This is a genomic window from Streptomyces marincola (assembly GCF_020410765.1).
GTDB lineage: Bacteria > Actinomycetota > Actinomycetes > Streptomycetales > Streptomycetaceae > Streptomyces > Streptomyces marincola.
In genome coordinates this window covers 4,716,686-4,731,348 of sequence record NZ_CP084541.1, presented here as the reverse complement: position 1 = coordinate 4,731,348, position 14,663 = coordinate 4,716,686, and the positions used below count along the sequence as shown (strand labels likewise).

14 protein-coding genes are annotated in these 14,663 nt (G+C 76.7%); 8 read left to right on the top strand and 6 right to left on the bottom strand.

Features of this window, described 5'->3' with window-relative positions; genetic code table 11:
- Positions 1–95: 95 nt before the first annotated feature.
- The 5 genes from moeZ to LC193_RS20865 form a co-directional block, all read right to left on the bottom strand.
- Positions 96–1,274, bottom strand: coding sequence for an adenylyltransferase/sulfurtransferase MoeZ (gene moeZ, locus LC193_RS20885; RefSeq protein ID WP_226076413.1), 1,179 nt, complete (start codon positions 1,272–1,274; stop codon positions 96–98).
- Positions 1,275–1,391: 117 nt separating this feature from the next.
- Positions 1,392–2,321, bottom strand: coding sequence for an NAD-dependent epimerase/dehydratase family protein (locus tag LC193_RS20880; protein WP_226076410.1), 930 nt, complete (start codon positions 2,319–2,321; stop codon positions 1,392–1,394).
- Positions 2,322–2,907: 586 nt separating this feature from the next.
- Positions 2,908–4,596 (bottom strand): DUF3492 domain-containing protein, encoded by a 1,689-nt coding sequence (locus tag LC193_RS20875; RefSeq protein WP_226076407.1) that lies wholly within the window; start codon positions 4,594–4,596, stop codon positions 2,908–2,910.
- Positions 4,597–4,746: 150 nt separating this feature from the next.
- Positions 4,747–5,805, bottom strand: a complete 1,059-nt coding sequence (locus LC193_RS20870; RefSeq protein ID WP_226076405.1) for a DUF3152 domain-containing protein — start codon at positions 5,803–5,805, stop codon at positions 4,747–4,749.
- Positions 5,802–6,788, bottom strand: a complete 987-nt coding sequence (locus tag LC193_RS20865; protein WP_404819463.1) for an alpha/beta fold hydrolase — start codon at positions 6,786–6,788, stop codon at positions 5,802–5,804. The genes LC193_RS20870 and LC193_RS20865 overlap by 4 nt, the downstream gene beginning before the upstream one ends.
- Positions 6,789–7,074: 286 nt before the next feature.
- Between LC193_RS20865 and LC193_RS20860 the strand changes: the two genes are divergently transcribed.
- The 7 genes from LC193_RS20860 (at position 7,075) to LC193_RS20830 (ending at position 11,803) form a co-directional block, all read left to right on the top strand.
- Positions 7,075–7,317: a hypothetical protein gene (locus LC193_RS20860; protein WP_226076402.1), complete on the top strand. Its 243-nt coding sequence runs from the start codon at positions 7,075–7,077 to the stop codon at positions 7,315–7,317.
- 124 nt (positions 7,318–7,441) lie between these two features.
- Entirely contained in the window at positions 7,442–8,080 is a 639-nt protein-coding gene (locus LC193_RS20855) for a TetR/AcrR family transcriptional regulator (RefSeq protein ID WP_086158245.1), read from the top strand.
- A 175-nt stretch (positions 8,081–8,255) separates the two neighbouring features.
- Positions 8,256–8,483 (top strand): DUF3107 domain-containing protein, encoded by a 228-nt coding sequence (locus LC193_RS20850; RefSeq protein WP_086158246.1) that lies wholly within the window; start codon positions 8,256–8,258, stop codon positions 8,481–8,483.
- A 262-nt stretch (positions 8,484–8,745) separates the two neighbouring features.
- The gene (locus LC193_RS20845) at positions 8,746–9,594 is read left to right on the top strand and encodes a DMT family transporter (protein ID WP_226078822.1); all 849 of its coding nucleotides are present in this window, start codon (positions 8,746–8,748) and stop codon (positions 9,592–9,594) included.
- A complete protein-coding gene (locus tag LC193_RS20840) occupies positions 9,594–10,190 on the top strand; it encodes a suppressor of fused domain protein (RefSeq protein WP_226076399.1) in 597 nt (198 codons plus the stop codon). Before LC193_RS20845 ends, LC193_RS20840 begins: the two co-directional genes overlap by 1 nt.
- 43 nt (positions 10,191–10,233) lie before the next feature.
- Positions 10,234–10,872, top strand: coding sequence for a DUF6758 family protein (locus LC193_RS20835; protein WP_226076397.1), 639 nt, complete (start codon positions 10,234–10,236; stop codon positions 10,870–10,872).
- Between the two features lie 82 nt (positions 10,873–10,954).
- Positions 10,955–11,803, top strand: a complete 849-nt coding sequence (locus LC193_RS20830; protein WP_226076393.1) for a PHP domain-containing protein — start codon at positions 10,955–10,957, stop codon at positions 11,801–11,803.
- Here the strand turns inward: LC193_RS20830 and LC193_RS20825 are convergent.
- Positions 11,757–12,710, bottom strand: a complete 954-nt coding sequence (locus LC193_RS20825; protein WP_226076390.1) for an alpha/beta fold hydrolase — start codon at positions 12,708–12,710, stop codon at positions 11,757–11,759. The genes LC193_RS20830 and LC193_RS20825 overlap by 47 nt on opposite strands.
- Positions 12,711–12,883: 173 nt before the next feature.
- Here LC193_RS20825 and LC193_RS20820 point away from each other — a divergent pair, with 173 nt between their 5' ends.
- The gene (locus LC193_RS20820) at positions 12,884–14,656 is read left to right on the top strand and encodes a bifunctional metallophosphatase/5'-nucleotidase (protein ID WP_226076388.1); all 1,773 of its coding nucleotides are present in this window, start codon (positions 12,884–12,886) and stop codon (positions 14,654–14,656) included.
- The last annotated feature ends 7 nt before the right edge of the window (positions 14,657–14,663 follow it).

Sequence of the window (14,663 nt, the reverse complement as noted above, 5' to 3'; positions counted from 1 at the left end):
CGGCGCCGTCCGCCGGGGGCTATCCCGGCGGACGGCGGCACGGGCGCAGGAACGGGCGCGCGGCACGGCGCGTGCGGGCGCCGCGCGCCCGGCCGTCAGTAGACGGGCTTCTCGGGCTCGATCTGGTTGACCCAGCCGATCACGCCGCCGCCGACGTGCACGGCGTCGGCGAAGCCGGCGTTCTTCAGCACGGCCAGGACTTCCGCGGACCGGACACCCGTCTTGCAGTGCAAGACGATCCGCTTGTCCTGCGGGAGGTCGCTGAGGGCGTTGCCCATCAGGAACTCGTTCTTCGGGATCAGCCGCGCGCCGGGGATCGAGACGATCTCGTACTCGTTCGGCTCCCGCACGTCGATGATGTCGATCTTCTCGTCGCCGTCGATCCACTCCTTGAGCTGCCTGGGCGTGATCGTCGCGTCCAGGGCCGCCGCCTGCGCCTCGTCCGAGACCACGCCGCAGAACGCCTCGTAGTCGATCAGCTCGGTGACCGTCGGGTTCTCGCCGCACACAGCGCAGTCCGGGTCCTTGCGGACCTTGACCTGCCGGTACGTCATCTCCAGGGCGTCGTAGATCATGAGCCGGCCGAGCAGCGGCTCGCCGGTGCCGGTCAGGACCTTGATCGCCTCGGTGACCTGGATGGACCCGATCGACGCGCACAGCACGCCGAGCACGCCGCCCTCGGCGCAGGAGGGGACCATGCCGGGCGGCGGCGGCTCGGGGTACAGGCAGCGGTAGCAGGGCCCGTGCTCGGCCCAGAACACCGAGGCCTGGCCGTCGAACCGGTAGATGGAGCCCCACACGTACGGCTTGCCGAGCAGCACGCACGCGTCGTTGACCAGGTAGCGGGTGGCGAAGTTGTCCGTGCCGTCGACGATCAGGTCGTACTGCGCGAACATCTCCATCACGTTGGAGGAGTCGAGGCGCTCCTCGTGCAGGTTGACCCGCACGTACGGGTTGATGCCCTCGACGGTCTCCTTGGCCGAGAGGGCCTTGGACTTCCCGATGTCCGCCTGGCTGTGGATGATCTGCCGCTGGAGGTTCGACTCGTCCACCTCGTCGAACTCCACGATGCCCAGCGTGCCCACCCCGGCCGCGGCCAGGTACATGAGCGCGGGCGACCCCAGGCCGCCCGCGCCCACGCACAGGACCTTCGCGTTCTTCAGCCGCTTCTGCCCGTCCATCCCGACGTCCGGGATGATCAGGTGGCGCGAATACCTGCGGACCTCGTCGACGGTGAGCTCGGGGGCCGGCTCTACCAGGGGTGGCAGCGACACGGTGACTCCGTTGGGTCATAGGGACAGTCGTATGCGCTTCAACACTGCCACGAACGGTCCCATTCCGAGACGCTTGGTCCACAGTCCGGGCGGAACCGGCTCAGTGCCCGGACTCGCTCACATCCGGCAGGCGGCCTCCATCCAGATGTCGGCCAGCGACTCCTCCAGGCCGATCCGCGCGCGCCAGCCGAGCCGGTCGCGCGCGGTCCGCACGTCCGCCTGCTGCCAGCCGCCGCAGCCGTCCGGATAGGGCAGCAACGGCGGCCCGTCCCCGTGCTGCCGCGGCACCTGCGGGCCTTCGAGCTCGTGCAGCGTGCCGCTGTAGCCGGAGATGCGGGCCAGCGCGGACGCCGCGTCGCGCAGCCGGACCGCGTGCCCGGTGCCGATGTTCACCACGCCCTGGGCCGCCGAGAGCGTCGCCGCGTGCACCGCTCTCGCCACGTCCCGCACGTCCACGAAGTCCCGCTGGACGGCGAGGCCGCCGAGCTTCAGCTCGCTGTCGCCGTGCTGCATCGCACGCCGCAGCGAGTCGGCCAGCCGGCCCAGCGGGGAGCCGGCCGGGGTGCCCGGGCCGGTCGGCGAGAACACCCTGAGCACGATGGCGTCGAGACCGGAACCGAGCACCAGCTCGGTGGCCGCCAGCTTGCTGACGCCGTACGGGCCGCCGGGCCGCGCGACGGCGTCCTCCGCGATCGAGGAGCCGTTCGCCGAGGGGCCGTACTCGGCGGCACAGCCCAGGTGCACCAGCCGGGCCCGGCAGCCGCTGCGCCGCAGCGACTCGCACAGCGTGGCGGTGGCGACGGTGTTGTGCCTGGTCAGTTCGCTCGCGGTGCCTCGGATGGCACCGGCGCAGTTCACCACGACGCCGGGGTGCACGGCGTCGAGGAACCGCGTGAGCGCCCCGGGACTGCCGGTGGAGAGGTCGAAACGGACGTCCGCGTCGTCGCCGCGGCCGAGCGCGGTGAGCTGGACCGCGGGGTCGGCGAGCAGCCGGTCCGCCACGAACCTTCCCAGGTACCCGCCGGCTCCGAGCAGCAGCACTCTCATCGGACGGCCTCCCCGGGAAAAGCGGCGGGGGTGCCGGGCAGGTGTCGGGTCATCGGTCGTTGCTCCTCTTGTTCTGCGTGTTCTGCGTGGGATCGGTTGTCTCGGGGGCGGGGGACGTGGGGCGAGAGGCCGGGGGGCGGGCCCCGCGGTGGTCAGCGCGGCGGGAACCGGCCGGGAGGGAGGGGGGCGGGCGGTGCCGCGGCTGCCGCGTCGGCGCGCGCGGCGGCGGGGGGCGGGAGGCCGGGGCCGGCCGGGAACGCGCCGGTCCCGGAGGGCGGGCCGGATCCGGAGGGCGGGCCGGATCCGGCGGTGGGGCGGACGGGCAGGGCGGCCGCGAGGGGGGCGGTCGGCAGCCGCACCCGGCCGCGGGCGGGGAACGGGCGTGCGGGACGGCGGCGGAGGCGGCGCCGCGGGTCAGCGGGGCGGCACGAGGGGCGCTCGCGCGCCGGGGCGCGGCGCGCGGGCGCGGCCGGTCCCGGGGCGGCGGCGCCCGCCGGCGCAGCGCCCGCGCGCCCGCGCGGCGCCCGACGGCCGCGCGGCGCGCCGGGACCGCCGGGCAGGTCGGTGCACGGGCCGGCGGGCGACATCACGCCGGCTCCCTCCCCGCGGTCGCGGCGCGTATCGGCTCCAGGCCCGCGCGGGCCGCCGCGCCGGCGCGCGCCGCCACGCCTTCGTGCCCGACCTCCCGGTAGACGGCGGCGAACGCGGCGGCATCGCGTTCGACGGAGAACAGGTCGAGCGCGCGGGCGCGGGCCGCCGCGCCGAGGCGCGCGCCGCGGGCCGGGTCGCGCAGCAGCGAGACGCAGGCAGCCGCGAAGGCCGCCCGGTCGCCGTGCGGCACCACGAGCCCGGTGTCACCGACCGCCTCGACCACCGCTCCCGTGTCCGTGGACACGATGGCGCGGGCCCGGAGCATGGCCTCGATCAGCGCCGGCGGGTACCCCCTGGCCGCGCCGCAGCGCACCACGACGCCACCACCCGCGTAGGCGTCCGCGAGGGTCGGGACCTCGGCGGTGCCGACCTCGGTGAACGTGACGGGACTCGGCTTCCCGCGCGACGGGAACAGGCGCGCCGCCAGCGCCCGGCACCGCGCGAGGTGGCCGGTCTCCGCCCGCCCGCGCGCCGGTGCGCCCACGACCAGCAACCGCGCGGCCGGCTCGGCGGCGCGCACGTCCTGGAACACGCGCAGCAGCCAGTCCAGCTCCTGGTCCGGCTCCGCCCGGCCCACCCGCACCAGCGTGGGCGGCGCGGCGGGGGGCCGGCCGCCCGCCACCGCGCGGAAGAGGCCGGCACCGGGCTCGGGGCGGACCGTGCGCGGCCATCCCGGCCCCGCCCCCTGGGCTTCCCGCCGGCGGCGCGCCGCGCTGTCGCCCGGCGTGATCAGCGCGGCCCCGCGGTACGCCTCGCGCGCCAGGCGCACGCGGAACGCCGCGAGCAGCGCGCGCACCGGCGCCACCCCGCCCGGCCCCGCCACGGCGTGCGCCGCGGCCGCCGTTCCGAGACCGGCGGGGAACGCGTCGGCGTGCGCGCCGGGGCCCGCGCCGTTCGCCAGGTGGTGATCGCGCAGCCGCGCGCCGTACTCGGTGATGAGCAGCGGGGTGCCGTGGCGGTGCCTGGCCACCAGGCCGGCGAGCGCGGCGGGGCCCGTGCCGACCGCGTGGCTCAGGTCCCGCGGTCCCGGCCCGCCCGCCCGCCCGTACCAGTCGAGGGACAGGGGCCGCAGCGCCCGCTCCAGCCGGTCCGCGACGGCGAGCAGGTCGGCCGCGCGCGCGCCCCTGACCGCGCGCGGCGCGTGCCGGGCGCGGCAGACGGCCTCCAGGACGCGCACGGCGTCCTCGGACCTCAGCCACGTGCCGAGTCCGCCGTGCGCGGCGGCGAGATCCGCGAGGCCGTAGAGGCCGTCGGCGAAGCGGTCCGCCTGCGGCCGGGAACGCGCCTGCCCGGGCGCGTGGTCCCCGGGGCAGAGCGCCGCGGCGAGCTCGGCGAAGGACGCGGCGAAACGACGCGCGAGGCCGCAGGAGACCCGGGCCCACGCGCGGGGCGCGCCCGGCGGTGCCCCGATCCCCCGCGGCGCCCCCCACAGCGGCGCCGTGCGCACCTCGCGCACGTTGCCGGGCGGCGGTCGGCGCGGGCCGCGTTCCTGCCGGCTGAAGCGGCTGAGCGCGAGCACGTCGAACTCGTGCTCCGGCAGGCCGTGCAGCAGCCGGTCGCACCAGGCGACCGACTCGCCCTGTGCGAACGGGTACCCACCCTCTGTGAGCAAAGCGACGCGCACCGGCGCACCCCCTGTCTGGCAGCTCCGTGTCGGAAAGACGGTATGTCTACATGAGCCGGGCGCGGCGGACGGTTGTCCGCCACTCCATCAGAAGGGGTGAAGATTCGTGACTTGAGGCCAGGCCGCGTCGTTAAAGCGCTTTGGTCCTGGTCAGTTGTCCGGGTGCGGCCACGGGTTGGGGCGGCACGTCAGGCCGTTCATCGTGAGGAACTTGGTCTGCTGCATCATCACGGGCGCGAGCGCGCCCTCGGCGGGGCACGTCACGTGCCCGTAGCCGAGCCGGTGCCCCACCTCGTGGTTGATGAGCATCTGCCGGTACCCGGCGATGTCGTCGCCGAACGTCTCCGCGCCCTGGGCCCAGCGCCACGCGTTGATCATGACGCGCTCGGTGGTCGACGCGTTGCAGGAGACGTTGTCCACGGTGGTGTCGAGGCCGGCCCTGGCGCACCAGTCGGCGGTCGTGCCGGGACTCGCCAGGGTGACGACGAAGTCGTGGTCGCCGGCCGAGACCCGGGTGAAGGAGCGCTCGTCGCCGTTGCCCCAGCCCCGGTCGTCGTTCAGCGTGCGGTGCACGGCCTCGGCGAACAGCTCGGGGTCGAGGCCGATGCGGTCCTCCACGTCCACGCGGTAGCGCAGTTCGGTCGTCGCACCGGGATTGGCCGCCTCGGCCGTCCCCGGCACGGGCACCAGCTCGCCGGAACCGGTCAGCCCTGGGTCGAGCTCGAACTCGGTGGCGAGCAGTTCCTCGTAGGCCGGCTCCGGCGGCATGCTCGGCTCCGCGGGCGGGGGCGCGGGCCCGTCCTGTTCCGCGAGCGGCTCACTCGCGCCGCCAGGACCCGGCTGCACCGCGTCCGCCAGGTCGGCGCCGCCCGCGTCGGGGCCCGCCACCCGGACCGCGACCGCCACACCGAGCGCGGTGACCACGGCCGCGGCGGCGATGCCCGTCAGCGTCCGGCCCCAGCCGCCCTTGCGGCGCCGGTGCCGCCGGCTATCCCCGGGCATGCCGTGCCTGCCCGGCCCGCGGCGGCGCCCGCCCGGCGCCTGCTCCTCCTGCTCCGCGCTCCGCTGCCCCGGAATGCGCCGCTCCGCCTGCTGTTCCTGCTGTCGCTGCTGCTGTTCGTTTCCGTCGGTGTCGAGGGCGTCGAAGGCATCGACATACTCCTGGCGCGGTCCTGCGTGCGGCGGTACTGGGGCGTCGCGATGGTTCATGGGGCTCCCTGGCCACCCGGGGGCGCGGCGGCCACCGCGACGAACTCGCGAAAGGCCGAGGCCACTTCGTCCGGGTATTCCATCATGGCCATGTGCCCCGCCTCGGGAAGCACCACGAGCCGGGAGGAGCCGAAGGCCCGGCCGGCCCGCCGGGCCATCCGGAAGGAGACGAGCCGGTCGCGGACGCCGTACACCAGCAGCGTCGGCGCGAGCACGCGTTCGGCCTGCCGCCACAGCGAGTGCTGGCCGCCCAGCGTGTAGGCGTTGACGAGCCCGCGCGCCGACCGGGTGAGGGAGTCCCAGAAGTACGGCAGCGCCTGCCGCCGCTCCAGCTCGGCCTCCGCCGCGGCGAAGTCCTCCGGGGTGATGCGCGCGGGGTTGCCATAGCACAACTGGAGCACCTGCCTGGCCCGCTGGCCCGCCGTCAGTTCGCGCGTCATCCGGGGCAGCAGCCGCGGCATGCCGGGGAGCCCGAGCAGCCCCGTGGGCAACGCGCTGCGCTGCGGCGCGAGTTCGGGCAGCGCGGGCGAGACCAGGCTGAGGGAGCGCACCAGGTCGGGCCGGAGCGCGGCGACGCGCGTGGCGACGGCGCCGCCGAGCGAGTTGCCGAACAGGTGAACGGGCCCGGCGCCCGAGCGCGCGGGCGAGTCGAGGAAGCGGATCACGGCCCTGGCGTGGCCGTACACGGAGTAGTCGCCGTTGTCCGGCGGCGGGGAGGCGCCGAAACCCGGCAGGTCGAGCGCCTCGCACTCGACGAGGTCCGCCAGACGGTGCATCAGGGAGGACCAGTTGCGGGACGAACCGCCCAGACCGTGCACCAGGAGAGCCGGCTCCAGACCGTCCCTCGTCGCGGCGCGGCGGCGCACCGCGAGCGTCATGCCGGGCAGGGACACCGTCCGCAGGGTTTCGCCGTCCCGGACTCCGGGCCAGCCCTCCGTCGCGGCGAGTGCCGCCTGCGCGCGCAGCTCCTCGGTGGTTGGCATGGGCGCCATGCTACGAGCCGGGCACGCCCCGGGGCACGCGCCCCTCCGGGCCGGCGTGTGTTTCGCGGGTTCGCCCCGCCGGGCCGGCGCCCCGTCCGGACGCGTGCGGCCACGGCCGATCCCCCGGCTCCCGGCCCCCGGGACCGGCAGCGCGGCCCACGCGAGGATCCGGACGACAGGGCCTACGCTGGAGTGACCCCGCCGGCTGCCCGGCCACGACGCGGTGGCGGTCGGCTGGACGGCGGGAGACGGACGCGGAACGGAACGGCCCACGAGGAGGCGGCGCGTGACCCAGGACCCGACGGACCCGGAGACGTTCGACGAATTCCTCGACGAGGAACGGGAGCGGGAACTCCTCGCGGCCGGCCTCGACGCCGAGGCGCCCGAGGCCGACGCCGCGGAGCAGCGCAGGTCACTGGTGGCTCCGCGTGACGTGCCACCGGACGGCGGCCTCCCGGACGGGGCCGACCCGGCGGACGCCGCGGAGCAGGCCAGGAGCGTCGAGCCGGACGAGGACGAGTACCGGTGACGCCGTTCGCGGAGGGGAACCGTGGGCTCACGATGCACGCTCCGCGACGGTACGAACGTACGATGGCGGAAACGACGCGCGGCCAGGACGCGCACAGCGCAGGGATCAACACCGGGAGGCGGCCGTGAGCGCCACTGAGCAGACCGAGGCGCGTCCGCGGGGCACACGCCTGCCGCGACGGGCCCGGCGCAATCAGCTCCTGGGCGCGGCCCAGGAGGTGTTCGTCGCGCAGGGCTACCACGCGGCGGCCATGGACGACATCGCGGACCGCGCCGGCGTCAGCAAGCCGGTGCTCTACCAGCACTTCCCCGGAAAGCTGGAGCTGTACCTCGCGCTGCTCGACCAGCACTGCGAGTCCCTGGTGCGCGCGGTGCGCCAGGCGCTCGCCGCCACCAGCGACAACAAGCAGCGCATCGCCGCCACCATGGACGCCTACTTCTCCTACGTGGAGCACGAGGGCGGCGCGTTCCGGCTCGTGTTCGAATCGGACCTGACGAACGAGCCCTCGGTGCGCGAGCGCGTCGACCAGGTCGCGCTCGACTGCGCGAAGCTGGTCTCGCCGCTCATCGCCGAGGACGCGGACCTGCCGGAGGACCAGGCGATGCTGCTGGCCGTCAGCCTGTGCGGCATGGCGCAGATCACCGCGCGGCACTGGCTCAGCTCGGGGCAGCAGATCCCGGGGGACGTCGCCCGCACCCTGACCGCGGGGCTCGCCTGGCGCGGCATCGCGGGCTTCCCCATCCAGCCCGCCCAGCAGCACTGATCCGGCCCGCCCGGCAGCACCGGACGCCCGGACGCCCCGCCGGCCGGGCGGCGGCGCGCGCCGGCTGTTCGCTCTGGGCGTGGACGCCCGGAGCGGGGCCGGGCGGCGGCGCGGCTAACCTGTGCTCAGTACGGCGCGGACCGGCGCGCACGAAGGATCAGCGGAGGGACAGGCCGTGGAAATCAAGATCGGCGTACAGCACACACCGCGAGAGATCGTTCTCGAAAGCGGGCAGTCCGCCGAAGAGGTCGAGAGCGCGGTCAACGCGGCGCTGTCCGGCACCACCCAGCTGCTCAGCCTGGTCGACGAGCGTGGCCGCAAGGTCCTGGTCCCCGCCGACCGGGTGGCCTACGTCGAGATCGGCCAGCCGACCCAGCGCCGGGTGGGCTTCGGGGCACTGTAGGCCGCGCGGACAGCGCACCGGGCAGACGGGCGGGCGGCGGCCGGCGCATACCGGCCGCCGCCCGCTCGCGCTGCCGTCCACCGCCCGGCCCGGATAGGCTGGGTGCGCCGCCGCGGCGGCGCGCAACGAAACCGCGGCCGAGCATGGGGAGGAGGCGGCGGTGGTGCCCGTCACCGGCAGTCGGCGCACCGGCGGTCAGCGCACCGCCGGGACCCGCGCCCCGCTTTCCGTTCCCGAGCCGGCCCACCGGCGCACCGACATCATGCTGCTCGGCGTGGCCGTCGCGGGCGTCTCGCTGTCGGGACCGCTGATCGCGGCCACCGCCGCGCCCGCCCTCGCCATCGCCTTCTGGCGCAACGCCATGGCCGCCGCCGGGCTCGCCCCCCTCGTGCTGCTGAGGACGCGGCCGCGCACCGAACTGGCCCGGCTCGACCGGCGCACGCTGCTGCTGTCCGCCGCCGCCGGCGCCGCGCTCGCCGCGCACTTCGGCCTGTGGCTGCCCAGCCTCCAGCTGACCTCCGTGGCCTCCTCGGTCGCCCTGGTCACCACGACGCCCATCTGGACCACCCTGCTGCTGCGCCTGACCGGCCACCGCCCGCCGCGCGCCGTGTGGGTCGGCTCCGCCGTCGCCGTGGCCGGCGCCGTGGTCCTGACCGGCGTCGACCTGACGGTCTCGGCCCGGGCCCTGACCGGGGACGCGCTCGCGCTCGCGGGCGGCGCCGCCGCCGCGGTGTACGTGCTGATCGGCGCCGAGGTGCGGCGCACCGCGAGCACGACGGCGTACACGTTCGTCTGCTACACCACCACGGCCGTGCTGCTGCTGATCGCCTGCCTGGTCGCCGGCGCCTCGCTCGGCGGGTACTCGGGCGAGACCTGGCTCAAGCTGCTCGCGCTGACCGTCGCCGCCCAGCTCCTCGGCCACTCGCTGCTCAACCGCGTGGTCCGCGGCCTCGGCCCGTCCGTCACCTCCATCTCGCTGCTCCTCGAAACGCCGGGCGCCGCGCTGCTCGCGGCCCTGTGGCTCGGGCAGTTCCCGCCGGCCGCCGCCTACCCGGCGCTCGCGGTCATCCTGCTCGGGCTCGCGCTCGTGATCCGGGCGGAGCGCGCCTGATGGCCGGCGGCGTGGGCGAGCGCGTGGCGGAACGGCTGCGCGAGGTGCTCGGCGAGCCGGACGCGCGCGCGGCGGTGACGTTCCTCGGGGCCCGGCGCATCGAGGTGCTGCGCGTTCCCGACCCGCGGCGCGGCCTGGTCAGGTACGTCACCTCCGGCATGTCGGACGAGCCGATGACGGACCCGGGCGCGGCGCTCGCCGATCCGCTGCGCGGGCCGCGCGCCGAGCTGCTGCTCACCCTGCGCGCGGGGCGCGCGGCGACGGACGGCGTGCACCGGGCCCTGGCGGTGTTCGCCGCGTCCCCGCAGGTGGAGGGCCTGGTCGTGGCGGCCGGCGGGTCGCTGGACCTGGGCGAGCCGCTGTGGCCCGGCGCGCCGTTCACCTGCGTCCTGACCGGCGAGCCCGGCGCCGAGGTGCCCGACCTCGCGCTGCCCGCGCCGTGCGACCCGGTGCGCTTCTTCCCTCTCCTGCCGATGACCCCGAACGAGGCGGCGTGGAAACGCGTCCACGGCGCCGCTGCCCTGGAGGAACGGTGGCTGCACCACGGCACGGACCTGTGCGATCCGACCCGTGCGGCGGTGCCCCTCGGCCCGTGACACGGCTTGACGGACGGGCCGCGCGGAGGGACGGTTGTACCCCATGAGGGGCGAACCCAGTTGCCCGAAGTGCGGCGGGCGGGTGCGGGCACCCGGCCTTTTCGCCGACTCCTGGCAGTGCGGCGCGCACGGCCCGGTGCATCCCCTGCAACCCGTCATACCGCCCAGCGTGAACGCGCTCACCGTGGCCGTGGGCCGCAGCCGCGTGCCGGTGTGGATGCCGTGGCCGCTGCCGGTGGGCTGGCTGTTCACGGGCGTCGCGTACGCGGGTGACGACCGCGACGGCGGGCGGGCCACCGCCGTCGCCTGCTCGGGCCCGGGACCGCTGGGCGGCCCGGGCGAACTGCTGCTGATCGCCGAGGAGCTCGGCGTCGGCCTCGGCGCCCGGTACGCCGGCCTGCCGGGGCCCGACCCCGGGGCCGGGCTGAACGTCACCGAGCCGCCGCGGGCCAAGGTGCTCGCGGCCGGCCGCGCGACGCCGCTGTGGCTGCTCGACGGCACGCCCGAGGACCGTGCCGTGTTCGCCGGCGAGGCCATGGGCCTGTGGCTGTGGGCCGTCACCTGGCCCCGGGAGTCGGGCCTGCTGCTCTACGACGAACTGGTGCTCGCCGACCTGCGCGACGCCGGCTCCGAGGTGGACCTCGTGCCCTGCGGCGCCCTCTCGCCGCGGCTGCTGTCCTGACCCGGCCGCCGGAGGGGCGGGCCGCGGGCCCTGGCGGGCACCGGCGGGCGGGAGGGTCCCGCGCCGCCGCTATGGTGGCGGTGTGCTCATCGACCTGCACACCCACTCCACGGCGTCCGACGGCACCGACTCCCCCGCCGAGCTGGTGGCGGCGGCGCGCGCCGCGGGCCTCGACGTCGTCGCGCTCACCGACCACGACACGGTCGCGGGCCACGCGGAGGCCGCCGCGGCCCTGCCGCCCGGGCTGACGTTGGTGACCGGCGCGGAGATCTCCTGCCGCCTCGACGGGGTGAGCCTGCACATGCTGGCGTACCTGTTCGACCCGGCCGAGCCCGAACTGGCCCGGGAGCGCGAGCTGCTGCGCGACGACCGGACGCACAGGGCGCGGGCCATCGTGGCCCGGCTGAACGAACTCGGCGTACCGGTGCGCTGGGAGCGCGTGCGCGAGCTGGCCCAGGGCGCGGTGGGGCGTCCGCACATCGCCACCGCCATGATCGAGGTCGGCGTCATCGACGACGTGTCCGCCGCGTTCACGCAGGAGTGGATCGGTGACGGCGGGCGCGCGCACGTCGACAAGCACGAGCTCGACGCCGTCACGGCCATCCGCCTCATCCACGACGCGGGCGGCGTCGCCGTGTTCGCCCACCCCCTGGCGGCGCGCCGCGGGCGGGTCGTGCCCGACTCGGCCATCGCCCTGCTCGCCGGGGCGGGGCTCGACGGCGTCGAGGTGGACCACATCGACCACGACGCCGCGACGCGGGACCGGCTGCGGGGCATGGCGGCCGACCTCGGGCTGCTCACCACCGGGTCGAGCGACTACCACGGCACGCGCAAGTGGTGCCGCCTCGGCGAGCACACGACGTCCCCCGAGACCTACGCGGAGATCACGCGGCGGGCGAAGGGTGCCCGTCCGCTGACGGCCGCCGGCTGACGCCCCCGCCGGCGCCGGCCGCCTCGGCGGCCGCTGTCCCGCTCCCGCCCCCCGGCCGGGCCGCCGTGTCCTGCCAGAACGCCACGAGCGCCGCGGCCGTGGCCTCGGGCCGCTCGGCGTTCGGCGAGTGCCCGGCGCCGGTGACGACCGTGCGCCGCGCGTTCAGCCGGGCCGCCATGCCGTCGAGCAGCGGCACCGGCCACGCGCCGTCCCGCTCCCCCGACAGCACGTGCACGGGCAGCCCGGCCGCGGCCAGCCGCGCCACCCGGTCCGGCTCGTACCGCAGGGTGCGCCCGGTCACCAGCAGCTGGTCGGGCGCGTTGGCCAGCCAGCGGCGGTGCAGGAACGCGCCCACCTCCCCCGGCTCCACCCGCCGGTGCACCGCGCGCCACACCCGGGCCGCGCCGAGCAGGGGCAGCCCGACGCGCAGCGCGCGGGCCCGCCACCGCTGCGAGCGGGCGACGCGCCCCGGCCCCGAGGCGATCAGCGTGAGCGACGCGAACGGCGACGGCAGCCCCGCGGCCATCGCGCGCAGCACCGCGCCGCGCGAGATCAGGCCGCCGAGCGAGTGCCCCACCAAATGGACCGGGCCCGCGCCCAGCGCGTCCGCCTGCGCCAGCACGTCCTCCGCGAGGGCACCGAGCCCGTAGGCGGTCCGGCCCGGCAGGCCGGTCGTCTCGTACTGCCCCCGCCCGTCCACGGCGACCGCGCGGTAGCCGGCGGCGGCCAGCGGTTCGAGGAGCGCGATGAAGTCCTCCTTGCTGCCGGTGTAGCCGGGCACGAGGAGGACCGTCCCGACCGGCTCGCAGGCCGGTGCGGCGTCCAGGACGGCGAACGTGCCGCGCCGGGTGGCGAGGCGGTGGGCCCCGACCCCGGCGGGCGGCACACAGAACGGCGGTCTGCTCACACCATCGAAGGTAACCCGGCCGGCCGCGCCGCCGCGGGCCCGGGAACCGACTCGCGCGGGCTCGGGCGCGGGCCCGGGTGTCGCTCAACGGGCCCGGGTGTCGCGGAACGGGCGCCCCGGGGCACAATCCCCCGCGCGTCACCCACCGCCGGCCGAACCACCAGGAGCCACGCATGCCGCTCGCCCCGAGGACGACCACCGGCGCGGCCCGCGTCCCGCGCGCGGCCCCCACGCCGCGGCGCGACCGGTTCACGTTCACCGTGCTCGGCACGGCCGACCTGCACGGCCACGCCCTCGACTGGGACTACGTCGCGGGCGCGCCGTACGCGGGCCCGGGTTCCGGCGACATCGGCCTCGCCAGGCTGTCCACGCTCGTCGACGAGGTCCGCGCCGACCGGGGCCGCGCGCGCACCCTCCTGATCGACGCGGGCGACACCCTCCAGGGCACCGCGCTCGCCGACTACCACGCCAGGGTCGAGCCGATCACCCGCGAGGGCGCCGCCCCGCACCCGATGGCCCTGGCGATGAACGCCGTCGGCTACGACGCGGCGGCCCTCGGCAACCACGACTTCGACTACGGCATCCCCCTGCTGCGCGCGTTCGAGCGCCAGTGCGACTTTCCGCTGCTCGCCGCCAACGCGCTGGACGCGCGCACGGGGCGGCCGGCGTTCCCGCCCCACTGGCGGACCCGGCTGCGCACGCCCTCGGGTCCCGACGTCCACGTGGCCGTGCTCGGCCTGACCAACCCGGGCACCGCCCTGTGGGCCCGGTCGGCCGTCGAGGGCCGGCTGGCCTTCTCCGGCCTGCCGGAAGAGGCCGCGCGCCACGTGCCGCGGCTGCGCGCCCTGGGCGCCGACGTGGTGATCGTCGCGGCCCACTCGGGCGCCGGCGGCCCGTCCTCGTACGGCGACCGGGTGCCCCACGCGGAGCACGCGGCCGTCCGGCTCGCGCGCCGCGTGCCCGGCATCGACGCCGTCCTGGTGGGCCACGCGCACGAGGAGGTCGGGGAACGGCGGGTCCGCAACGCCGTGACCGGCCGGGACGTGGCGCTCTCAGAACCCCTGTACTGGGGCAAGCGGCTGTCCGTGTTCGACTTCGCGCTCGTGCGCGAGAACGGCGGGTGGCGCACGGACACGGTCACCGCGCGGGTGCTCTCCAGCGCGGGCGTGCCGGAGGACCCGCGCGTCACCGCCCTGGCCGCCCCCGGCCACGCGCGGGCCGTGGCGCACACCGGGCAGCGGATCGGCGGCGCCGCGCGGGCCATGACGGCGGCCGAGGCGCCCTGGCGCGACACGCCGCTCGTGCGCTTCATCGGCCACGTGCGGGCGGAGACCGTGCGCGCCGCCCTTTCCGGGACGCGCGCCGCGGGCGTTCCCGTGCTCGCGCAGGTGGCGTTGCCGCCGCGGACCGCCGCGATCCCGGCCGGCCGGGTCACCCTGGGCGCGCTCGCCGGACTCGACCCGTACGGGAGCACGCTTGAGGCCCGGCTGATCTCGGGCGCGCGGCTGCGGGATTACCTGGAGCACGCGGCGCGCTACTTCGCGCGGACCCCGCCGGGCGCGCCGGTGGCGGACCCGGCGGCCCTGACGAACGCGGACGGCGTCCCCGACTACGACTACGACGTGGTCGGGGGCGTCCGCTACGACATCGACATCGCGCGCCCCGCGGGCACCCGCGTCACCGCGCTCGCGCACGCCGGGCGGCCGGTGGCGGACGACGACGCGTTCGTGCTCGCGGTCACCGCGCACCGCGCCGGCGGCGGCGGGAACTATCCGCACATCGCCGGCGCAGAACGCCTGTGGTCCGGGCAGGAGCCGTTCCGCGACACGCTGGCCTCCTGGGTGCGCGCGCACGGCCGGATCGACCCGGCGGCGTTCGCCGCCGCGGGCGGCGGCTGGCGCCTGACCCGGGACGGCGAGCCGGTGCTGCGCGGCACCGCCGGCTGACGGCTCG